This is a genomic window from Rhizobium leguminosarum (assembly GCF_002953715.1).
GTDB classification, from domain to species: Bacteria; Pseudomonadota; Alphaproteobacteria; order Rhizobiales; family Rhizobiaceae; genus Rhizobium; species Rhizobium leguminosarum_V.
Genome location: NZ_CP025012.1, coordinates 1,615,234 through 1,636,174, shown reverse-complemented (window position 1 = coordinate 1,636,174; position 20,941 = coordinate 1,615,234). Strand labels below are relative to the sequence as shown.

Sequence of the window (20,941 nt, the reverse complement as noted above, 5' to 3'; positions counted from 1 at the left end):
ACATTCGATGACGCAAACGATTTTTGTCCTGAACGGGCCCAACCTGAACATGCTGGGTAAACGAGAGCCCGGCATTTATGGCGGCAAGACGCTCAAGGACATCGAGGCAGATTGCAAGGCCGCAGGCCGCGAACTCGGCCTCGATATCGACTTCCGCCAGAGCAACCACGAAGGCACGCTCGTCGACTGGTTCCATGAGGCGGACGAAAAGGCCGTCGGCGTTGCCATCAATGCAGGCGCCTATACGCATACATCGGTCGCGCTGCATGATGCGATCCGCGCTATTTCCATTCCCGTCGTCGAGCTCCACATATCCAACGTGCATGCACGGGAAGAATTCCGCCACAAGTCGATGATCGCGCCGGCATGCAAAGGCGTGATCTGTGGCTTCGGGCCTCACAGCTACATCCTGGCGCTCCACGCGCTGAAGAACATCACGGCATAAGAAGAAGACAGGGCAACACCATGGCTGAAAAGAAATCGGGTATCGACCAGGCACTGATCCGCGATCTCGCCAATATTCTCAACGAAACGGATCTGACGGAGATCGAAGTCGAGCAGGATGACCTGCGCATCCGCGTTTCGCGCGCCGGCACGCCGCAATATGTCCAGGCGCCGATCGCGGCACCGGCTTTTGCCGCGCCCGCTGCTGCGGCAGCCGCAGCCGCACCTGCCGCAGCTCCCAGCCGCAACCCGGCCAATGTCGTCAATGCACCGATGGTGGGCACCGTCTACATGGCGCCGGCTCCGGGCGCGCGTCCGTTCATCGAAGTCGGCGCAACCGTCAAGGAAGGCCAGACGCTGATCATCATCGAAGCGATGAAGACGATGAACCAGATCCCTTCGCCGAAATCGGGCAAGGTAACCGAGATCCTCGTCGATGACGGACATCCCGTCGAATACGGCCAAGCCCTCGTCGTCATCGAATAGGCCCATGCCCATGATTTCGAAAATCCTCATCGCCAATCGCGGGGAAATCGCCCTTCGCGTGCTCCGGGCCTGCAAGGAGCTCGGCATCGCCTGCGTCGCGGTTCATTCCACCGCCGACGCGGATGCCATGCATGTGCGCCTTGCCGACGAAAGTGTCTGCATCGGCCCGCCCTCCTCGCGCGAGAGCTATCTCAACATCCACCAGATCGTCGCCGCCTGCGAGATCACCGGCGCTGATGCCGTGCATCCGGGCTACGGCTTTCTGTCGGAGAATGCCAAGTTCGCCGATATCCTCGAAGCTCACGGCATCACCTTTATCGGGCCGACGGCGGACCATATCCGCATCATGGGCGATAAGATCACCGCGAAGACGACGGCACTGGAACTCGGCATTCCCGTCGTTCCGGGCTCGGACGGCGAAGTGAAGACCGAAGAGGATGCGCTGAAGACAGCCGCCGAAATCGGCTATCCCGTGCTGATCAAGGCAACGGCCGGCGGCGGCGGACGCGGCATGAAAGTCGCCAAGAGCGAGGCCGACGTGATCGAGGCCTGGTCGACGGCGCGCACGGAAGCGGCGGCCGCCTTCGGCAATGAAGCCGTCTATATGGAAAAATATCTCGGCAAACCGCGCCACATCGAAATCCAGGTGTTCGGCGATGGCGAAGGCAATGCCATCCATCTCGGCGAGCGTGACTGCTCGCTGCAGCGGCGCCATCAGAAGGTCTGGGAAGAGGCGAATTCGCCGGCGCTCAACGTCGAGCAGCGCATGAAGATCGGCCAGATCTGCGCCGACGCCATGAAGAAGCTGAAATATCGCGGTGCCGGCACGATCGAATTCCTCTATGAGAATGGCGAATTCTATTTCATCGAAATGAACACCCGCCTGCAGGTGGAGCATCCGATAACGGAAGCGATCACCGGCATCGACCTGGTGCATGAGCAGATCCGCGTCGCTTCCGGCGGCGGTCTCTCGGTGACGCAGGACGAAGTGCATTTTTCCGGTCACGCCATCGAGTGCCGCATCAATGCCGAGCACCCGCGCACCTTCGTGCCCTCACCCGGCACGATCACGCATTTCCACGCGCCGGGCGGCCTTGGCGTGCGCATCGATTCCGGTGCCTATCAGGGCTACAAGATCCCCCCCTATTACGACAGCCTCATCGGCAAGCTGATCGTGCACGGCCGTACCCGCGTCGAATGCATGATGCGCCTTCGCCGGGCGCTCGACGAATTTGTCGTCGACGGCATCAATACGACGCTGCCGCTGTTCCAGGATCTCGTCTCCAACCAGGATATCGCCAACGGCGACTACGACATCCACTGGCTGGAACACTACCTCGCCAACACACCGGCGGCATAGGACGGGAATGGCAGGATCGCGCAGGAAGTCACCAGGCATCACCCCTGAAATTCTCCTGCGCGCCTATTCCATCGGCCTCTTCCCGATGGCCGAATCCGCCGACGACCCGGAGATCTTCTGGGTCGAGCCGGAACTGCGCGGCGTGCTGCCGCTCGACCATTTCCATGTGTCGAAGAGCCTTGCCAAGACGGTGCGCAAGAAATCCTTCGAGATCCGTTTCGATCACGCGTTCGATGAGGTCATCGCGGCCTGTGCGGAGGAAACATCCGGGCGCCCGAGCACCTGGATCAACAGGACGATCAGATCACTTTATTCGACGCTCTTCGACATGGGCCATGCCCATACGGTCGAAGCCTGGGAGGGCGATGAGCTGGTCGGCGGCCTCTACGGCGTCTCGCTCGGCTCGGCCTTCTTCGGCGAAAGCATGTTTTCGCGCCGGACGGATGCCTCGAAGATCTGCCTCGTCCATCTCGTCGACCGGCTGCGGGAAAGGGGCTTCACCCTGCTCGACACCCAGTTCACCACCGAGCACCTGAAGACGTTCGGGGCGATCGACGTTCCGAAGGCCGACTATGCCGTGATGCTTTCTGCAGCGATGGAGTCGCCGCACCTTAAGTTTTAATCGCGATCAATTCGTCCATGCGTTGATTTATCAGCCGATTTGGCTAGGTTTGCAAAATGCAACGGGGGATAGAATTTTGAAACGATATTTTGCAGCCGCGATCCTTTTGACCTTGTTTGCCGGTCAAGCCGGCGCACGCCCATATCAGGACATGTTCCCGAACAGGACCGATTTTTCCGACGCGGAAAAGCCGTTGCTGGAGAAGCTTGATTTCCAGCAGGGCGTGATCAAGCTGCCTGAAGCCAAGGCAACGCTGAACGTGCCCGCCGACTTCTACTATCTCAGCCCTGCCGACACGAAGAGGGTGCTCGTCGACATCTGGGGAAATCCTCCGGCGGCGGCGGAGGGAACGATGGGGATGATCTTCCCGGCGAAATACGCACCGACCGATGTCGAGGCCTGGGGCTCAATCGTGGAATACAGCGCCGACGGCTACGTCTCGGATGTCGACGCCGCCACGACGAATTACGACGAATTGCTGCAAAACATCAAAGATTCCATCAGAGAAAACAACGTCGAACGCGAAAAGCAGGGTTTTCAGAAGATCACGCTTGTCGGCTGGGCTTCCACGCCGCACTACGACACATCGGCGCATGCCATGCATTGGGCGCGTGATCTGGTGTTCGGCGATGACACGCAGGCACAGCACACGCTGAACTATTCCGTGCGCGTGCTCGGCCGCCAGGGTGTATTCCAATTCGACTTCGTCGCCGGCCTCGCTCAGTTGAAGGAGATCGAGGACGTCATTCCGTCCGTCACCAAGCTCGTGCAGTTCGACAAGGGAATGGCCTATACCGACTACGTCGAAGGCGACAAGATCGCGGCCTATGGGATGGCGGGAATGATTGCTGCGGGCGCGGGCGCCAAGATTGCCGCCAAGGTGGGATTGCTGGCGCTCGCCCTCGCCTTCTTCAAAAAGGCCGGCGTCCTCGTCTTCATCGTGTTCGCCGGTGCGCTTCGCTTTGCCAAGGGCCTTTTCAGCAGGAACAAGACACCCACCGCATAGGCTCACCCAGGCTACTGCGTAATTCAACGTGTTACAGCGCCGCGCGTCTGAGAAGACCTGCGGCCCTGTAAGGCGTGATGAGAGGTGTTAGCGGGCTGTCGCCTTGGTGCCGTCAGGAGCCGGGACGTCCGAGGTCGTCTTGCAGTCTTTCAGCCAGACGTCGTAGATCGGGTGCTCGACGGCATTGAGGCCGGGGCTGGCGGCGAACATCCAGCCGGTGAAGATGCGGCGGATCTTGCGGTCGAGGGTGATCTCATCGACCTCGACGAAACCGTCGATCTTCTGCGCTTCCGACTGATCGCGCGAATAACAGGCCTTCGGTGTCACCTGCAGCGCGCCGAACTGTACCGTCTCATTGACATAGACGTCGAACGTCGTGATACGGCCGGTGATCTTGTCGAGACCGGAGAAGACGGCAACCGGATTTTCGATGCGTGCGGCATTTGCCGCAACTGGCGGAAGCAGGACCGAGAGCGCCAGCAGCGATCCGGCGGCACGCAGGACCTTGTTCCGCGTGAAGAGCGTCATGTGTACCCGTCTCCAGACATTTTCAGTTCACGGCCGCGGTCAAGCGCGGCCAACCTGCGGGTAAAGGTCAATTGTGGCCAAAAGCCGGGTCTTGGGATCGCCCGGTCGGGCCGTCTCAGTTGCCCGGCGTCCAGGCGTCATAATCGCCGGTGACGCGCGGACGTTCGCCCGGAACGGCGATGGAGCCAGGCGGACGATAGGCCTGCGGCGAACCGGTATGGTTGGGACGATGTGCCTTCTGCCATTCCTTGGCGACGTAGGTTTCTTTGGACGGGGGAACATCGGTGCGATGATGCATCCAGCCATGCCAGCCCGGCGGAATGGCGGAGGCTTCGGCATAACCCTTGTAGATCACCCAGCGCTTCGGCAGACCGTAGGAAGACATGCCGCCTTCGTAGTAGACGTTGCCGAATTCATCCTCGCCGACGCGCTTGCCAAAACGCCAGGTCGCAAAACGCGTGCCCATCGTCTGACTGTTCCACCAGGTAAAGGTCTGAACCAGAAGATTCCACATGTCTTTTCCTTGTGCCCGCCAGATGCGAGCCAAACCAGAATTCGTTTCCTCGCTTATGCCGTCGCCAAGCCGAATTGTCCAGCGATTCCACGACAGCCACGGGTCATTTCAAAGCCATCTTGAAGCCCAGATGCGAGGGCTTGAAGCCCAGCCTTTCATATAAACGATGGGCATCCTTGCGTATCGCATTCGAGGTCAACGCTACCCGCCCGATACCGCGGCCTTTTGCCTCGGCAATGGCGAATTCGATCATCAGCGCGCCGACCCCCTGCCCGCGCATATCGGCGCGTGTCTGCACCGCCTCGATAATCATCGCCGAGGAGCCGCAGCCGGTGAGCGAAGTCGTCACCATCGTCTGGAACGTGCCGACGACCTCGCCACCGCGCTCTGCGACGTAAAGCGCCTGGTCGGGCGAAGCCTCGATGACGGCGAAGGCCCTGAGATAATCCGGGAAGGCTTCAGCTTCCGTGGTATCGCCATGACCGCCGAGCGCATCGGCCGAAAACATAGCCACCAGCGCCGGCAGGTCGTCCCTGCGAGCTTCACGGATATTCAAATCTTGTGGCATCAAACTTTTCTACCTATGTAAAAATCGGACGATGATTGTTGCGGAAGGAAAAAAGACGGATGTTCTTGAGCGATATCCGTGAGGTCAGATACTCCGCCAGGGATATTCGGCTTAGAATTGCACTATCAACACTGGTGATAATTGTCTTCGGCTTCGGGATTTTCGACAGGACTTTGAATTCGTTTTTCCTGTCCCTCCTCTGTGGGCCGCCAATTGCGTACTACCTATTTTGCAATCTTTATGTCCTGATCTTTTCATCCAATAAGACGATTATTGCGATAGGCCCAAATGGCTTCAAAGATCTTCGGCTAATGCAAGAATTAATTCCGTGGCCGGCAGTCGCACGCATCGAGGCGGCGGCACCCACGCTGGCGCAAAGGATTTTGCGAACAATTTTTCTCGTTCTGGGCAACCTGTTGTCCGCATCGCCGGGAACGGACGCAGAAGGCACCGGAGATACAATCGCTGTCTGGTGCCGACCAGACGGCATTCAGGGTCGCAAACCGGTGTTCTCACTATTCCATACCGCAAGTGCGACGAATGAACTTAGGCAACTGCGCATCGAAACGACTGGTCGTCTTACCGTCAGCGGGGAGCGACTGATGCAACTGCTCCAGACCTACCACACCCACCACAACAGGGCATTCAACGATACAGGCGCTTAACCCACCAAGCGCTTCTCCAACACCAATGCCGGAATGCCGGATTGCTCGGCTCCGCTATTCTCGTTGCGGCCGACCTCGGTGAAGCCGTGCGAGAGATAGAAGGCGATCGCCGCTGCATTCTGCGGTTCGACTTCGAGACGCATGATCTCCGCATCGGGGAAGCAGGTTTCGAGCTCGGCGAAGATATCGCGGCCGATGCCCTGGCGCTGCAGCGCCGGCCTGACATAGAGGAGATGCAGCATGACCGTCTTCGTCAGTGCCTGCGACATTGCCGCATAACCCATGCCGCCGATATTGCGGCCGTCGTCGGCAACGAGGAATTCGGCATCCTTTCGCACGAGGCGCGCCTTCAGCGCCGCCGGCGAAAAGAGATGGATGATCAGATCCTCCACCCTGGCTCTGCCATGCAGGCCGTCATAGGTGGCGTGAAAGCTCTCCGCCAGCAGGGCGCGCACCTTCTCCAGGTCGCGCTCGCCGGCAGTGCGGACGAAATACACCGCTTATTCCTCGATGCCGAGCTTCGCCTTGACGAGGGCCTGGACAGCCTGCGGATTGGCCTTGCCGCCGGTCGCCTTCATCACCTGGCCGACGAACCATGCCGCCATGGTCGGCTTCGCCTTGACCTTTTCGACCTGATCGGGATTGGCGGCGATGATCTCGTCCACGGCCTTTTCGATCGCGCCGGTATCGGTCACCTGCTTCATGCCGCGCGCCTCGACGATCTCGGCGGGATCGCCGCCCTCGGTGAGCACGATCTCGAAGAGATCCTTGGCGATCTTGCCGGATATGGTTCCCGCCTTGATGAGATCGATGATGGCGCCGAGCTGGGCCGGCGAAACCGGCGTCTGCTCGATGTCCTTGCCGGTGCGGTTCAGGGCGCCGAGCAGATCGTTGATCACCCAGTTTGCCGCCATCTTGCCGTCACGGCCCGCGGCGACTGCTTCGTAATAGTCGGCAATCGCCTTCTCGGAAACGAGCACCGAAGCATCATAGATCGACAGGCCGAGATCGCGCACGAAGCGCTCCTTCTTGTCGTCAGGCAGTTCCGGCAGATCGGCTTCGAGCGCCTTGACGAAGGCATCGTCGAATTCGAGCGGCAGCAGATCCGGATCGGGGAAATAACGATAGTCGTGCGCATCCTCCTTGGAGCGCATCGAGCGCGTCTCGCCCTTGTTCGGATCGAAGAGGCGGGTCTCCTGATCGATCTTGCCGCCTTCCTCCAGAATGCCGATCTGGCGACGGGCTTCATATTCGATCGCCTGGCCGATGAAGCGGATGGAGTTGACGTTCTTGATCTCGCAACGCGTGCCGAAATCCGCGCCCGGACGGCGGACAGAAACGTTGACGTCGGCGCGCATCGAACCTTCGTCCATGTTGCCGTCGCAGGTGCCGAGATAGCGCACGATCGAGCGCAGCTTGGTCATATAGGCCTTGGCCTCGTCGGACGAGCGCATGTCGGGCTTGGAGACGATCTCCATCAGTGCGACGCCGGAACGGTTCAGATCGACATAGGACATGGTCGCGTGCTGGTCGTGCATCGACTTGCCGGCATCCTGCTCCAGATGCAGGCGCTCGATGCCGATCTCGATATCTTCGAACTGGCCCTGGCGGTCCGGCCCGAGCGAAATGACGATCTTGCCCTCGCCGACGATCGGATCCTTGAACTGCGAGATCTGATAGCCCTGCGGCAGGTCAGGATAGAAATAGTTCTTGCGATCAAAGAGGGAGCGCTTGTTGATCTGGGCTTTCAGGCCGAGGCCGGTGCGAACAGCCTGCTTGACGCATTCCTCGTTGATGACGGGCAGCATGCCGGGCATGGCGGCGTCGACCAGCGAGACGTTCGAATTCTGCGGCTTGCCGAATTCCGTCGAGGCGCCGGAGAAGAGCTTCGAATTGGACAGCACCTGGGCATGGACTTCCATGCCGACGATGATTTCCCAGTCGCCGGTGGCGCCGGGGATGAAGCGTTTCGGATCAGGCGTGCGGACGTCGACAAGGGTCATCTGATGCTCTTTGCAGGCTGTTCTTTTCCACTGGTGAGGTAAAGGAAATGGCGTGCCGGTGCAAGGCTTTCGCCGTGGTCCGCATCGCCGTTTTGCCGTTCGTTAACGGAGCCACGGTAGGGTTCCCCGATGACGACGATCGATATTATCAAATCGGCCTTGCTGTTTCTGGCGCTGAACCTCTTGGTGTTCTCGATCTATTTCATGGACAAGCAGGCGGCGCGCCACGGCAGGCGGCGCATCAGCGAGCGCACGCTTCTCATCCTTGCGCTGATCGGCGGCAGCCTTGGCGCGCTGGCTGCACAGCAGTTGCTGCGGCACAAGACGAGAAAGGAGCCGTTCCGGTCAATCCTGGCGGCGATCCTGATCCTGCACGGCGCACTGATTGCTGTGCTGACCTTCTTGCCGCAATGGAGCCCTCTCCTTCTTTAGGATTTTTGAAGCATCAAAATTCCAGCCCATACCCACCTTGGCTATCCGAAACGAGCTGTTTCGTCAGTCCAACGGAGGGCACGTCACGGTCGAGCTTCGGATTGTAGGCAACCGAGAGCCAATGAATGCTGTAGCCGTGCTTCTGGAAGAAGCCGATCGCTTCGCTATTGCCGGAATGGGTCTGCATCGCCGCCTTCTCGAGGCCCTGATCGGCGATCTCCTTTTCGATGCGGACGAGAAGGGCCGAACCAAGGCCCTGACGGGTGAAGGCGGGATCGATCCAGAAATCCGAGATGGTTTCGTCCAATCCCTCGCGCGCCGCCCAGCCTGCGACCTGGCCGTTCTGCTCGACGACGGTGATGGTCAACCAGTCGTTTTCCACGAAGTTCCGAAAGGCGTTGCGCGCTGCATCGATCATCGCGTCCGATTCGCCGATCGACGCCATCGCATTTTGCCAGGCCCTGAGCCCGATCTCGCTCAATAGCTCCGCTTCACCGTCGCGGGCATTGCGAATGTGGATCAACGACACCTCCGCGTTACCCCTCAACTAGACCATTGAGTCGCGGAATTTACCAGTACCTCCAAGGGGATGATCGGCCAAAACTAAGGTTTTCGACTGGTTTTGACCTGAGACCACGCTCTTGACCGAATTTTCCGGGCTGAATAATAAACCTTATCGAGGTGTTTTATGTTGAGCCTGCCTGAGACCCGGTAAAGGCCCTGCCCGCAAGTTCGCTTGCGCGCATGGGCCCGAAAAAACGAAGCCCTGACGTTCGAATGAGCGCCAGATCGTTTTTGTGCGCCCTGCCGGGCGCGACACCGGATCTCAACACATGGACATTTCTCGCACGGAGCAGCGCATCCTGCATCTCATGGCCCAGGGCGGCCGCATTGAAATTACCCGCGACGACGACAGGAAGATCGAGGCGGTCAGTTGCTTCACCCGCGACGGCTGGCTCTATCCCGGCGTCGACCTCGATCTCTTCCGCAGGCTGAAGCGGCTAAGGGCAATCAAGTCCTCAGGCGGCCAGCCCTACCGGATCACCGAAAGGGGGCTGAGGCTGGTCAGGTCGCAGCTGAACAACAGGTAATAGTGGCACCCCTGATCGCGTCTCGAACGGGCGCGGTCAGGGGTATCGCCTCAAGCCTTTGCAGCGAGTTCCGTCCGCATCGCCGACCACTCGTCGGCCATCGAGCCCGTACCGCGCCTCTTGCCGGCGCGGCGATACCAGTAATCGGCATTCCAGTCATCGCCCTCGATGCGATGGCAAAGGGCGTGCCCCCAGTCGAACGGCTGTTCGCCTTCGTGGTGCTGGCAGATGTCGTGGACCGCCTGCCAATCCGCGCCCATGGTGAAACCGCCGGCAGCAAGGCGATCAACTGCCTCGATCAATTGCGCAAGATCCTGTTTCGGCATGTGGCCTCCTCCCGGTTCCGGCTGTCAATTAGCCAACCATGCGGCAAACCCGACGGCGCCGTCCACTTCGTGGGCAGCAGCCGCTATCGGGATCGTTAGGTCCGTTACCACCACTTGGCCGGCGTAAACCGGCCGGCCGCCTGCTCGATGACATGGGCGGTCTTGAAGAGGGTTTCTTCATCGAAGGGTTTGCCGATCAGCTGCAGGCCGAGTGGCAGGCCCTTGTGGTCGAGGCCGGCCGGCACGGCGATGCCCGGCAGGCCCGCCATGTTGACCGTCACCGTGAAGATGTCGTTCAGATACATCTTCACCGGATCGGCGGCGAGGTTCTCATCGGCAACGCCAAAGGCAGACGACGGCGTTGCCGGTGTCAGGATGGCATCGACGCCGGCGTCGAAGGCAAGTTCGAAATCGCGCTTGATCAGTGTACGCACCTTCTGGGCACGGATGTAGTAGGCATCGTAATAGCCAGCCGACAGCACATAGGTGCCAATCATGATGCGGCGCTTGACTTCCTTGCCGAAGCCGGCGGCACGCGTCTTCTCATACATGTCGACAATATCCTTGCCGTCGACGCGCAGGCCGTAGCGCACGCCGTCGTAGCGTGCGAGGTTCGAAGATGCCTCGGCGGGAGCGACGATATAATAGGCCGGAAGGGCGTATTTTGTGTGCGGCAGCGAGATGTCGACGATCTCGGCGCCGGCATCCTTCAGCCAGGCGATACCCTGGCGCCAGAGGGTCTCGATCTCATCCGGCATGCCGTCGACACGGTATTCGTTCGGAATGCCGATCTTCATGCCCTTCAGCGACTGGCCAATCGCGGCTTCGTAATCCGGCACCGGCAGATCGACCGACGTCGTATCCTTTGCATCGACGCTTGCCATCGACTTCAAAAGAATCGCGGCATCGCGCACGTCGCGGGCGATCGGGCCCGCCTGGTCAAGCGAGGAGGCGAAGGCGACGGTGCCCCAGCGCGAGCAGCGGCCATAGGTCGGCTTGATGCCGACGGTGCCGGTAAAGGCGGCCGGCTGGCGGATCGAGCCGCCGGTATCGGTCGCCGTGGCGCCGGCGCAAAGATGCGCGGCGACGGCTGCTGCCGAACCGCCGGAGGAGCCGCCGGGCACGAGCTGCTGGTTGGAGCCTGCGGCACGCCAGGGATTGATCACCGCGCCGTAATGCGAGGTCTCGTTGGAGGAGCCCATGGCGAACTCATCCATGTTCAGCTTGCCGAGCATGACGGCGCCGTCATCCCAGAGGTTCTGCGTGACGGTCGATTCATAGCGAGGCTCGAAACCATCGAGAATATGGCTGCAGGCCTGGGTGTGAACGCCGACGGTGGCAAAGAGATCCTTGATGCCGAGCGGAATGCCTTCGAGCTCGCCTGCCTTGTCGGCAGCGATACGCTCGTCGGAGTTCTTCGCCATGACGCGGGCGAGATCCGGCGTGATCTTGATATAGGCGTTCAGCCGGCCATTGGCCGCATCGATCGCCGAGATATAGGCTTCGGTCAGCTCGATCGCGGTGATTTCCTTGGCGCGCAGCTTCTGGCGGGCTTCGGCAATGGTCAGGCTGGTGAGTTCGCTCATTGTGTTTTCGCTTCAGATCTGGAAATGGCAACAGGGTCGGAAAGAGGCCGCGAAGCCTTATTCGACGACTTTCGGCACCAGGAAAAAATTGTGGTCGGTGACGGGCGCATTGGCGACGATATCGGCTGCCTTGCTGCCGTCGGTCACCTCATCGGTCCGCTTCTTCATCGCCATCGGGGTAACCGACGTCATCGCCTCGACGCTGTCGACATTCACTTCGGAGAGTTGCTCGACGAAGCCAAGGATGCCGTTCAGCTCGCCGACCATGCGATTTGCCTCGTCCTCGGAGACGGCAATACGGGCAAGGCGGGCGACGCGCTTCACGGTGGCAAGATCGACGGACATGGCATTCTCCGGATAGGATTTTTCCTACCCGCTATAAAGGCCATGTCCGCCGTGTGCAACGGGATTTCGTCAGATCGACAGGCTCTCGGAAGGCTTGATCGCCTTCACATCCGTCTGCGATCCCTCCATGCCGGCAACGAATTTTTCGGCGGTCTGGTCGATGATCGGGAAGGTGCCGTAATGGCAGGGAATCGCGGTCTTGAAGTTGAAATAGCGCCGACAGGCAAGTGCTGCCACCGCGCCGCCCATGGTGAAGCGGTCGCCAATCGGCACGAAGCCGATATCAGGCTGGTGCAATTCGTTGATCAGCGCCATGTCGGAGAAGATGTCGGTATCGCCCATGGCAAGGATCGAGGCTTCGTCGTCGAAATGCAGCATCAGACCGTTGGCGTTGCCGAGCGCATGCGAGACGCCGTCCTCGGTGATCTGGGCGGAGGAGTGCAGCGCATTGGTGAAGGTTGCCGAGAAGCTGCCGAGCGCGATCGTGCCGCCGGTATTACCCATCTCGATCTTGTCGACGCCCTTGGAGCCGAGCCAGGCGGCGAGATCGGCATTGGCGAGAACGACGGCGCCGGTTTCCTTGGCGAGCGCCACGGTATCGCCGACATGATCGCCATGGCCATGCGTCAGCAGGATGTGGGTGATGCCTGCAGAAACATCCTTGATATCCTGGCCGGAAAAGGAGGCGTTATAGCTGAGGAATGGGTCGAGCAGGATCTTCGCCTTTGATGTCTCGATGCGGAAGGCGGAATGGCCGAGCCAGGTGATCTTCATGAAATGTCTCCTTTATTACGTGATGCAAAACCGGTTTCGATGCCACATCAAAGAATGAGAGCGTGATGTCATCCGAAAACCGCTCACACTTTTCGGCGTCATGCCCTAAGGACATATCTTATGCGGCCGCAAAGAAAAGCGGCGGCGACTTCAATTTGTTTTGACGGGATGAAACGGCGATGACGGTGCTGACTATCGAGGAAATGGCCGAGACGCTTGCCCCGCGACAGGCAATTGCCGGCCTTGATCTCGGCACCAAGACAATCGGGCTTTCGATGTCCGATCTCGGGCGGCGTTTCGCCACGCCGCGCACGGTGATCCGCCGCGTCAAGTTCACGATCGATGCGCAGGCGCTGCTGGACTTCGCACAATCGGAAAAGGTCGCAGGCTTTATCATCGGCCTGCCGATGAACATGGATGGATCAGCAGGCCCGCGCGTGCAGGCAACGCGCGCCTTCGTGCGCAACATGGAGCAGAAGACGGCGCTGCCCTTCGTCTATTGGGATGAGCGGCTTTCGACGGTTGCGGCCGAACGGACGCTGCTTGAAATGGACGTCTCGCGCGCCAAGCGGGCCGAACGGATCGATTCGGCCGCGGCAAGCTTCATCCTTCAGGGCGCGCTCGACAGGCTTTCCTTGCTGGCAAGGTCTGATGGAGATGAATTCAACGCCTGACGCGCCCTCCACCAGGCGATGATCGACTTTCGCTTCCGCAGGCCAAGGATGGCGAATACGACGAGGCTGTCCACCGCGATCGCGCGGGCCACGAGCGGCGGGATGGTCTCCGGCGGAATACCAAGCGCCTTGCCGTAAATCTCGAAGGTCAGGTCATGGACCTGCCGCGTGAACATGAAGATGCCGAAACTCATGTCGTAATAGGAGAGCCAATACCATCCGCCCAGAAAGACGATGGGGCCGGCCCAGAAGATCAGAAACCACCTCATGCGGCCTCTCCTCCATGCTTGCGCGCCACGGGCAGATCGAGGGAGACCAACCAAGTCGACAATGCCATGATGCAAAGCACCAGCGTCGGAATTGCGATATCCAGCGCCAAGACTGCGAAAAACATCATTGCCGTCACCAGAAACGCGGCTTTAGCGATCTTGGTTCCCATGGGAGTCAACTCGGGGCTTCTACTCATACATCTCTGCTCACCGCCACACTGTCGGGATAACCGGCCCCACGCAATGTAAACCATTTGTTAAGGTTAACGCGGCGCCCGCCCCCTGTGGATAAGGCGGGTATCAGCCGTAGACGCCGCGCACGATGCGCTTCAGCGCCGTCGCCGCCTTCTCCCAGTCCTTTGATGTCTTCAGCGACAGGCCGGCGCACTGCCCGCCGGCTGCGGCCGCCAGCACGAGATGCTGGATCGCAGCGATGACGACGGCGTTGACGGCTGCTGCATCCACGCCCTTCGGCGGCGCCAGCGAGCCCCGCATGCGCTCGAGCCACAGGGCGAGCGCCTTCGAACGCGCTTCGGACAGGCGCCGCACCTGTTCGGTGTTTTCCGAAATCTCCCAGGCGAGAATGCGGCGCATCAGCGGATCGGTTCTCAAGGCGTCGAGGAGGAGAAGCGACAGCCGCTCCATCAGGTCGCCATAGGTGAGCAGGAACATGCCGCCGGCGTCTTCCGGGATGCGGTCCTTCACCCATGTGCCGAGATCGGTGCCGATCGCCTCGACCAAGCCGTCGAGGCCGCCATAATAGCGATAGATCAGCTGCTTGTCGCAACCGGCGCGGCGGGCAACCGCATTGATGCCGAAATTCTGGAAGCCTTCCTCGGCCAGCAACCCCTTGGCGGCGGCAAGGATTGCGCGCTCGGTGGCGCCGCGATCACGCACGCGCCGTTCCGGCTCTTCGCCGGCCCCGGGTGAATTTTCAAGATTTACGGCTTCATTCAACATGATCGACCCTTCCCCGCTGTCACCAATCGGTGAGTAGCGGGGAGGCTTCACGCAATCAATCCTATCCCTTTGGGAAGATTGTGGATATTCCAGCCGGACCATTGATTGTCCGCCGAACGGATGTGGAAAGCTGCACGCTGGACTGATCGGATCCGTTCAGAAATCTCGTCCTGGCGGTTGATCGTGATGGACGAACCCGGCATAGCTGCATTATGAACAAATCTAATAATCTCCGCTAAGGCCCTGCAATGGTGAACTATATCGAAGCCTCTACTGCGCCCCCGAAGAATACGGGCGCCATCCGGCTTTATGACGCTGAAGCATTCGAGGGTATGCGCAGGGCATGCCAGCTGACCGCGCGCTGCCTCGATGCGCTTGCCGACATCGTCAAGCCCGGCCTGCTGACCGATGAGATCGACCGGTTCGTCTTCGATTTCGGCATGGATCACGGCGCCTATCCGGCGACGCTAAATTATCGCGGCTACACCAAGTCGACCTGCACCTCGATCAACCACGTCGTCTGCCACGGCATTCCGAACGACAAGCCGCTGCGTGACGGCGATATCGTCAATATCGACGTCACCTTCGTGCTCGACGGCTGGCACGGCGATTCCAGCCGGATGTATCCGGTCGGCGTCGTCAAGCGTGCTGCCGAGCGACTGCTCGAGGTCACCTATGAATCCCTGATGCGCGGCATTGCCGCCGTCAGGCCCGGCGCCCGCACCGGCGCGATCGGCGAGGCAATCCAGACCTATGCGGAGGCCGAGCGCTGTTCGGTGGTACGCGATTTCTGCGGCCATGGCGTCGGCCGGCTATTCCACGATTCGCCGAATATCCTGCATTACGGCCGCGCCAACGAGGGGCCGGAGCTGCGCGAGGGCATGATCTTCACCATCGAGCCGATGATCAACCTCGGCCGGCCGCATGTGAAGGTGCTGGCTGACGGTTGGACGGCCGTCACCCGCGACCGCTCGCTGTCGGCGCAGTACGAACATACCGTCGGCGTCACCTCCGATGGCTGCGAGATCTTCACGCTGTCGCCGGGTGGGCTCGACCGCCCCGGTCTGCCATCGCACAACGGGTGACGATTCGATGGCGAAAGGCCCCGTTTCGACATCTTCCGACGACGAGCTGCCTTTCGAGACGCAAGAGCCCATTGCCGCCGACGAACGCTCTTTTTTTGGCGGATGGCCGCAGAATCCGTCCGCACCAAATGCCAGAACGGCCCTGCCCGCTTCGCTTGCCGTCCCTGAGCATTATCACGGCCATCGCGAGCGGTTGCGTGACCGCTTCCGCGAGCAGGGCGACACCGCGCTTGCCGACTACGAAATCCTCGAGCTGCTGCTTTTTCGCCTGATCCCGCGGCGTGACACCAAGCCGATCGCCAAGGCGCTGATCGAGCGGTTCGGGTCGCTCTCCGGTGTCTTCGGTGCGCCTGCGGCGTTGCTGACCGAGGTAAAGGGCGTCGGCGAGGCCGTGGCGCTCGACCTGAAGCTGATCTCGACGGTCGCCCACCGGACCTTGAAGAGCGAGCTCAGGAGCAAACAGGTCCTGTCCTCGTGGTCTTCGGTCATCCAGTATTGCCATGCCGCCATGGCGCACGAGACCCGCGAACAGTTCCGCATCCTCTTCCTCGACAAGCGCAATGTGCTGATCGCCGATGAGGTGCAAGGCCGCGGCACTGTCGACCACACGCCGGTCTATCCGCGCGAAGTGGTGAAACGCGCGCTCGAGCTTTCGGCAACGGCGATGATCCTCGTGCACAACCATCCCTCCGGCGACCCGACACCGTCACGCGCCGACATCGACATGACGAAGGTGATCATCGATGCCGCCAAGGCGCTCGATATCACCGTCCACGACCATGTCATCATCGGCAGGGATGGCCATGTCAGCCTGAAGGGGCTGAAGCTGATCTGAAAGGCACAGGTCCGGCGGAATCGGCGGCCGTAAAACAATCTGTAACATTGACCGGCTAACGATGGACGGGCGACATTTTGCGTCGCAATATGATTCCTTTCCAATCCGGGGCTTGATGATGCTTCAGTACGATCTCGTTGTGGTGGGCAGCGGTCCCGCAGGGCGCCGCGGCGCGATCCAGGCGGCAAAACTCGGCAAGAAAGTGCTTGTCATCGAGCAGGGCAAACGCGTCGGCGGCGTGTCTGTGCATACCGGCACCATCCCTTCCAAAACGTTGCGCGAGACCGCGCTTAATCTTTCCGGCTGGCGCGAACGCGGCTTCTACGGCCGGTCTTACCGCGTCAAGGAAGAGATCAGTGCAGATGACCTGCGCCGCCGCCTGCTGATTACGCTCAACCACGAGGTCGAGGTGCTGGAACACCAGTTCGCCCGCAACCGCGTGCAGCATATTCGCGGCAAGGCGAGCTTCATCGATGCGTCGACGCTGCAGGTGATCAAGGATGACGGCGAGACCACGCAGGTCACCGCCGCCAGCGTGCTGCTCGCCGTCGGCACAAAACCGTTCCGCCCCGATTACATGCCCTTCGACGGCAAGACCGTTCTCGACAGCGACGAACTGCTCGACATCCAGGACCTGCCGCGATCGATGGTCGTCATCGGCGCCGGCGTCATCGGCATCGAATATGCGACGATCTTCAGCGCGCTCGACACCGCCGTCACCGTCATCGACCCGAAGGCGACAATGCTCGACTTCATCGACAAGGAAATCATCGAGGATTTTACCTACCAGCTGCGCGACCGCAACATGAAGCTGCTGCTCGGCCAGAAGGCCGACAAGGTGGAGAGGCTCGATAACGGCAAGGTCGAGTTGACGCTCGACAGTGGCCGGCGCCTGACGACCGACATGGTGCTTTTCGCCGCCGGCCGCATGGGGGCGACTGATGCGCTGAACCTTCAGGCTATCGGCCTCGAAGCCGACAGCCGTGGCCGTCTCAAGGTCAATCCGGAAACCTTCCAGACATCGGTTGCCAACATCTACGCCGCCGGCGACGTCGTCGGCTTTCCGAGCCTTGCCTCGACCTCGATGGAACAGGGCCGCATCGCTGCCCGCGTCGCGGTCGGCGCGGTCGCCAAGGAGCCGCCGAAATATTTCCCCTACGGCATCTATGCCGTGCCGGAGATTTCGACCTGCGGCCTGACCGAAGAAGAGATGAAGGAGCGCGGTATTCCCTATGAATGCGGCATTGCCCGCTTCCGCGAGACCTCGCGCGGTCATATCATGGGCCTCGACACCGGGCTTCTGAAGCTGATTTTCTCGTTGAAGACGCGCCGCCTGCTCGGCGTGCATATCGTCGGCGAAGGCGCCACCGAGCTGGTCCATATCGGCCAGGCGGTACTCAATCTCAAAGGCACGGTCGAATATTTCGTCGAAAACACCTTCAACTATCCAACGCTCGCCGAAGCCTACAAGATCGCTGGCCTCGATGCCTGGAACAGGATGGGCGACATCAAGTCGGAACTCTAAGGTGCGTCGCGTAAACGGCAGAGCTGTCGTCTAAATCCGGCCACTAAAACGGAGCCGAATGACATTGCGCATCATTTCGCTGAACGCATGGGGCGGCAGGCTTCATGAGGCGCTGATTCAATATGTGACAGCGGCCGATCCCGACGTGCTGTGCCTGCAGGAGGTTTTGCGCACACCCGGCACCGGCACGGGCTGGTCGATCTATCGGGACGGCGATGTCGAGTTGCCACAGCGCTTCAACCTCTTTTCCGAAATCAGCACCGCCCTGCCCGGCCACGACGGCTTTTTCTGCCCGACCTGGAAAGGCGAGCTTTTCGATGGCAATACGGTCATTGCCGCCGAATTCGGGCTGGCGACCTTCGTGCGCAAAACGCATTCCGTCGTTGGCCAGGGGCTGGATTTCGTGCATGGCCGTTTTTCTGCCGATGGCTGGGGCGAACATCCGCGGCCGCGAAACGCCCATTGCATACGCCTCTTCAGCCATGAGCACGCTTCTAGCGTGACCATCGCCCACATGCATGGCCTGCGCGATCCCGCAGGCAAGGGCGATACCGCAGCGCGCGACGCGCAGGCCGCAGCGCTGGTCGGGCTCATCGAGGGCGTCTGGCCCGGCGACGAAGGGCTCGTCGTCTGCGGCGATTTCAACGTGCTGCCCGACAGCGCGACCTTTGCGATTCTCGCCAGACTCGGACTTTCGGATCTCGTCACCGGAAACGGTCTTGTAGACACGCGAACCTCCTACTATCTGAAGCAGGGCCGCTTTGCCGACTACATGCTGGTTACACCGGGGGTGAAAGTTGCCAAATTCGAGGTGGTCGAGGCGCCCGAAGTCTCCGACCATCGCGCATTGCTGCTCGATATCGGGTAGTATATTGAGGAATGATACACTTCGCGAAGCGTTTGCGCGCCTTGCCGTTTTTTACGCCTTAGTTTGAACCCTCATAAATGGCATTGATACGCCGTGCCTGCCATATGCCTTCAACGCCATTTTGCCCTCGGGCAGAAGCTTCTAAAGAAAGATAGATACTCTTGTCCCATGTCTTGGAAGCTGCGCGCAGACGTTTTCAGCTGATCCTGATCAAGCCGTCGCATTATGACGATGACGGCTACGTCATCCGCTGGTGGCGGGCGATGATCCCCTCCAATTCGCTTGCGGCTCTTTATGGCATCGCCGCCGAATGTGCCGAGCGCAAGGTGCTCGGCGACGATACGGCAATCGACATCACCGTGATCGACGAAACCAATACGCGGATCGATGTCGCCGGACTGCTGGCGCAGTTCAAGCGCCACGACAATTTCGGCATGATCGCACTCGTCGGCGTCCAGACCAACCAATATCCGCGCGCCCTCGATATCGCCCGGCCGTTCCGAGATGCCGGCCTGCCGGTTTCGATCGGCGGCTTTCATGTTTCCGGCTGCCTGTCGATGCTGGATGGCCAGGCGGTCGGGCTCGACGCCTGCCGCGAGATGGGCATCTCGATGTTTGCCGGCGAGGCCGAGGGCCGACTCGACATGGTGCTGCGCGACGCCGCCGCCGGCGAACTGAAACCGCTCTACAATTTCATGAACGACCTTCCCGGCATCGGCGGCACGCCGGTTCCCTTCCTGCCGAAGGACAATATCCAGCGCACGCTCGGGCTCAGCACCAGCTTCGATGCCGGGCGTGGCTGTCCCTATCAGTGCTCGTTCTGCACCATCATCAACGTGCAGGGACGCAAGTCGCGCTTCCGTTCGGCCGACGACGTCGAGAAGCTGGTGCGGATGAACTGGGCGCAGGGCATCCACAAATTCTTCATCACCGACGACAATTTCGCCCGCAACAAGGATTGGGAAGCGATCTTCGACCGGCTGATCGAGCTCAAGGAGCGGGACGGCATTCCGCTCGGCCTGATGATCCAGGTCGACACGCTCTGCCACAAGATCCCTAATTTCATCGAGAAATCCAGACGCGCCGGTGTCACCCGCGTCTTCATCGGCCTCGAAAACGTCAATCCGGACAATCTGACCGCCGCCAAGAAGAACCAGAACAAGATCACCGAATACCGCAAGATGCTGCTCGCCTGGAAGGCACAGGGCATCATGACGCTTGCCGGTTATATCTTGGGCTTCCCGGCCGATACGCCGGAATCGATCCGTCGCGACATCGCGATCATCCAGGAAGAGCTGCCGCTCGACGTCATCGAATTCTTCATCCTGACGCCGCTGCCCGGTTCCGAGGACCATCAGGTCCTGTGGAAGAAGGGCATCGAGATGGATGCCGATCTCAATATCTACGATGTCGAGCACGTCTGCACCGCGCATCCCAAAATGAGCAAGCAGGAATGGGAAGACATCTACCACGAGGCCTGGTCGCTCTATTATTCGCCTGATCATATGAAGACGCTGCTGCGCCGCGCCGTGGCGACCGGGGTACCGCTCGCAAGGCTCGTCAAGGTTCTCGTCTCCTTCGCCACCACCGTGCCGCTGGAAAACGTGCATCCGCTGCAAAGCGGCCTGCTGCGCCTGAAGACGCCGGGAGAGCGGCGCCCGGACCTGCCGCGCGAGAATCCGCTGGTCTTCTGGCCTCGCTTTGCCTGGGAAACATTCAGAAAACATGCGTCGCTCGCCGGCACGATCATTGGCCTGACGATTTCGGCGTTCCTGATTTCAAGGGATGCGAAGTCGAAGACCTATATGGATCAGGCCCTGACGCCGGTTGCCGACGACGAAGAGGAAACGCTCCACCTCTTCACACAGACAGCCGGCGGCGCCGCAGCCGTCAGCCATGTCAGAAAAGTCGCGCAACTGACCGCGCATTGAGCGGCAATTCTTGCAACGGCTGCTGACGCCCGAAAACATTGGCG

At 60.4% G+C, this 20,941-nt stretch carries 27 protein-coding genes; 14 read left to right on the top strand and 13 right to left on the bottom strand.

Translation table 11 applies throughout. From position 1 onward, the window contains the following. Positions 1 to 7: 7 nt before the first annotated feature. The 5 genes from aroQ to CUJ84_RS08330 all read left to right on the top strand — a co-directional run bounded on the left by aroQ (position 8) and on the right by CUJ84_RS08330 (position 3,918). A complete protein-coding gene (aroQ, locus tag CUJ84_RS08350; RefSeq protein ID WP_011651695.1) occupies positions 8 to 445 on the top strand; it encodes a type II 3-dehydroquinate dehydratase in 438 nt (145 codons plus the stop codon). 20 nt (positions 446 to 465) lie between these two features. Then, a complete protein-coding gene (gene accB, locus CUJ84_RS08345) occupies positions 466 to 930 on the top strand; it encodes an acetyl-CoA carboxylase biotin carboxyl carrier protein (protein WP_027684881.1) in 465 nt (154 codons plus the stop codon). Between the two features lie 4 nt (positions 931 to 934). Then, on the top strand, positions 935 to 2,290 hold the full coding sequence (accC, locus tag CUJ84_RS08340; RefSeq protein WP_027684882.1) for an acetyl-CoA carboxylase biotin carboxylase subunit: 1,356 nt from the start codon (positions 935 to 937) through the stop codon (positions 2,288 to 2,290). A gap of 7 nt (positions 2,291 to 2,297) precedes the next feature. Then, a complete protein-coding gene (gene aat / locus CUJ84_RS08335) occupies positions 2,298 to 2,912 on the top strand; it encodes a leucyl/phenylalanyl-tRNA--protein transferase (protein ID WP_105005848.1) in 615 nt (204 codons plus the stop codon). A gap of 76 nt (positions 2,913 to 2,988) precedes the next feature. Continuing rightward, positions 2,989 to 3,918 (top strand): DUF2167 domain-containing protein, encoded by a 930-nt coding sequence (locus tag CUJ84_RS08330; RefSeq protein WP_105005847.1) that lies wholly within the window; start codon positions 2,989 to 2,991, stop codon positions 3,916 to 3,918. Positions 3,919 to 4,005: 87 nt separating this feature from the next. On the opposite strand, the gene CUJ84_RS08325 is transcribed toward CUJ84_RS08330, so the two are convergent. From CUJ84_RS08325 to CUJ84_RS08315, 3 genes are all read right to left on the bottom strand, one after another. Then, positions 4,006 to 4,446, bottom strand: a complete 441-nt coding sequence (locus tag CUJ84_RS08325) for a DUF2155 domain-containing protein (RefSeq protein WP_105005846.1) — start codon at positions 4,444 to 4,446, stop codon at positions 4,006 to 4,008. A gap of 115 nt (positions 4,447 to 4,561) precedes the next feature. Continuing rightward, entirely contained in the window at positions 4,562 to 4,960 is a 399-nt protein-coding gene (locus tag CUJ84_RS08320; RefSeq protein ID WP_018496759.1) for an NADH:ubiquinone oxidoreductase subunit NDUFA12, read from the bottom strand. A 103-nt stretch (positions 4,961 to 5,063) separates the two neighbouring features. Beyond that, positions 5,064 to 5,528 carry a GNAT family N-acetyltransferase gene (locus CUJ84_RS08315; RefSeq protein WP_105005845.1) on the bottom strand — a complete coding sequence of 155 codons (465 nt, stop codon included), beginning with the start codon at positions 5,526 to 5,528 and terminating at the stop codon, positions 5,064 to 5,066. Between the two features lie 59 nt (positions 5,529 to 5,587). On the opposite strand from CUJ84_RS08315, the gene CUJ84_RS08310 reads away from it, so the two are divergent. Beyond that, positions 5,588 to 6,193, top strand: a complete 606-nt coding sequence (locus CUJ84_RS08310) for a hypothetical protein (protein ID WP_105005844.1) — start codon at positions 5,588 to 5,590, stop codon at positions 6,191 to 6,193. Here CUJ84_RS08310 and CUJ84_RS08305 read toward each other — a convergent pair. Beyond that, on the bottom strand, positions 6,190 to 6,690 hold the full coding sequence (locus CUJ84_RS08305; protein WP_105005843.1) for a GNAT family N-acetyltransferase: 501 nt from the start codon (positions 6,688 to 6,690) through the stop codon (positions 6,190 to 6,192). The two genes, CUJ84_RS08310 and CUJ84_RS08305, sit on opposite strands and share 4 nt — an antisense overlap. A gap of 3 nt (positions 6,691 to 6,693) precedes the next feature. Beyond that, positions 6,694 to 8,196 carry an Asp-tRNA(Asn)/Glu-tRNA(Gln) amidotransferase subunit GatB gene (gene gatB, locus CUJ84_RS08300; RefSeq protein ID WP_105005842.1) on the bottom strand — a complete coding sequence of 501 codons (1,503 nt, stop codon included), beginning with the start codon at positions 8,194 to 8,196 and terminating at the stop codon, positions 6,694 to 6,696. A gap of 129 nt (positions 8,197 to 8,325) precedes the next feature. Between gatB and CUJ84_RS08295 the strand changes: the two genes are divergently transcribed. Then, positions 8,326 to 8,628: a DUF1294 domain-containing protein gene (locus CUJ84_RS08295; RefSeq protein ID WP_105005841.1), complete on the top strand. Its 303-nt coding sequence runs from the start codon at positions 8,326 to 8,328 to the stop codon at positions 8,626 to 8,628. A 13-nt stretch (positions 8,629 to 8,641) separates the two neighbouring features. On the opposite strand, the gene CUJ84_RS08290 is transcribed toward CUJ84_RS08295, so the two are convergent. Continuing rightward, positions 8,642 to 9,151 carry a GNAT family N-acetyltransferase gene (locus CUJ84_RS08290; RefSeq protein WP_105005840.1) on the bottom strand — a complete coding sequence of 170 codons (510 nt, stop codon included), beginning with the start codon at positions 9,149 to 9,151 and terminating at the stop codon, positions 8,642 to 8,644. A 310-nt stretch (positions 9,152 to 9,461) separates the two neighbouring features. Here CUJ84_RS08290 and CUJ84_RS08285 point away from each other — a divergent pair, with 310 nt between their 5' ends. After that, positions 9,462 to 9,719 (top strand): YjhX family toxin, encoded by a 258-nt coding sequence (locus tag CUJ84_RS08285; protein WP_011651684.1) that lies wholly within the window; start codon positions 9,462 to 9,464, stop codon positions 9,717 to 9,719. Positions 9,720 to 9,769: 50 nt separating this feature from the next. On the opposite strand, the gene CUJ84_RS08280 is transcribed toward CUJ84_RS08285, so the two are convergent. The 4 genes from CUJ84_RS08280 to CUJ84_RS08260 all read right to left on the bottom strand — a co-directional run bounded on the left by CUJ84_RS08280 (position 9,770) and on the right by CUJ84_RS08260 (position 12,750). Beyond that, positions 9,770 to 10,045 (bottom strand): hypothetical protein, encoded by a 276-nt coding sequence (locus CUJ84_RS08280; protein ID WP_105005839.1) that lies wholly within the window; start codon positions 10,043 to 10,045, stop codon positions 9,770 to 9,772. A gap of 104 nt (positions 10,046 to 10,149) precedes the next feature. Beyond that, the gene (gatA, locus tag CUJ84_RS08270; RefSeq protein WP_105005838.1) at positions 10,150 to 11,631 is read right to left on the bottom strand and encodes an Asp-tRNA(Asn)/Glu-tRNA(Gln) amidotransferase subunit GatA; all 1,482 of its coding nucleotides are present in this window, start codon (positions 11,629 to 11,631) and stop codon (positions 10,150 to 10,152) included. Between the two features lie 57 nt (positions 11,632 to 11,688). Beyond that, complete coding sequence (gatC, locus tag CUJ84_RS08265) at positions 11,689 to 11,976, bottom strand: Asp-tRNA(Asn)/Glu-tRNA(Gln) amidotransferase subunit GatC (RefSeq protein WP_105005837.1); 288 nt, start codon at positions 11,974 to 11,976, stop codon at positions 11,689 to 11,691. A 69-nt stretch (positions 11,977 to 12,045) separates the two neighbouring features. Beyond that, positions 12,046 to 12,750, bottom strand: coding sequence for a metal-dependent hydrolase (locus CUJ84_RS08260; RefSeq protein ID WP_105005836.1), 705 nt, complete (start codon positions 12,748 to 12,750; stop codon positions 12,046 to 12,048). Positions 12,751 to 12,929: 179 nt separating this feature from the next. On the opposite strand from CUJ84_RS08260, the gene ruvX reads away from it, so the two are divergent. After that, complete coding sequence (gene ruvX, locus CUJ84_RS08250; RefSeq protein ID WP_027684896.1) at positions 12,930 to 13,424, top strand: Holliday junction resolvase RuvX; 495 nt, start codon at positions 12,930 to 12,932, stop codon at positions 13,422 to 13,424. Here ruvX and CUJ84_RS08245 read toward each other — a convergent pair. The 3 genes from CUJ84_RS08245 to CUJ84_RS08240 all read right to left on the bottom strand — a co-directional run bounded on the left by CUJ84_RS08245 (position 13,361) and on the right by CUJ84_RS08240 (position 14,653). Next, on the bottom strand, positions 13,361 to 13,693 hold the full coding sequence (locus tag CUJ84_RS08245; RefSeq protein WP_105005834.1) for a DUF6105 family protein: 333 nt from the start codon (positions 13,691 to 13,693) through the stop codon (positions 13,361 to 13,363). The genes ruvX and CUJ84_RS08245 overlap by 64 nt on opposite strands. Beyond that, a complete protein-coding gene (locus tag CUJ84_RS38280; protein WP_003539039.1) occupies positions 13,690 to 13,863 on the bottom strand; it encodes a hypothetical protein in 174 nt (57 codons plus the stop codon). Before CUJ84_RS38280 ends, CUJ84_RS08245 begins: the two co-directional genes overlap by 4 nt. Before the next feature lie 130 nt (positions 13,864 to 13,993). Continuing rightward, the gene (locus CUJ84_RS08240) at positions 13,994 to 14,653 is read right to left on the bottom strand and encodes a TetR/AcrR family transcriptional regulator (protein WP_105005833.1); all 660 of its coding nucleotides are present in this window, start codon (positions 14,651 to 14,653) and stop codon (positions 13,994 to 13,996) included. Between the two features lie 248 nt (positions 14,654 to 14,901). On the opposite strand from CUJ84_RS08240, the gene map reads away from it, so the two are divergent. From map to CUJ84_RS08215, 5 genes are all read left to right on the top strand, one after another. Then, positions 14,902 to 15,738, top strand: coding sequence for a type I methionyl aminopeptidase (gene map / locus CUJ84_RS08235; RefSeq protein WP_012757260.1), 837 nt, complete (start codon positions 14,902 to 14,904; stop codon positions 15,736 to 15,738). A 7-nt stretch (positions 15,739 to 15,745) separates the two neighbouring features. Next, positions 15,746 to 16,573, top strand: a complete 828-nt coding sequence (radC, locus tag CUJ84_RS08230; protein WP_105008124.1) for a RadC family protein — start codon at positions 15,746 to 15,748, stop codon at positions 16,571 to 16,573. A gap of 118 nt (positions 16,574 to 16,691) precedes the next feature. After that, positions 16,692 to 18,098 (top strand): Si-specific NAD(P)(+) transhydrogenase, encoded by a 1,407-nt coding sequence (sthA, locus tag CUJ84_RS08225; protein WP_105008123.1) that lies wholly within the window; start codon positions 16,692 to 16,694, stop codon positions 18,096 to 18,098. 58 nt (positions 18,099 to 18,156) lie between these two features. Beyond that, a complete protein-coding gene (locus CUJ84_RS08220; RefSeq protein ID WP_199788794.1) occupies positions 18,157 to 18,966 on the top strand; it encodes an endonuclease/exonuclease/phosphatase family protein in 810 nt (269 codons plus the stop codon). A gap of 161 nt (positions 18,967 to 19,127) precedes the next feature. Next, positions 19,128 to 20,897 carry a B12-binding domain-containing radical SAM protein gene (locus CUJ84_RS08215; RefSeq protein WP_105005832.1) on the top strand — a complete coding sequence of 590 codons (1,770 nt, stop codon included), beginning with the start codon at positions 19,128 to 19,130 and terminating at the stop codon, positions 20,895 to 20,897. Positions 20,898 to 20,941: the final 44 nt, after the last annotated feature.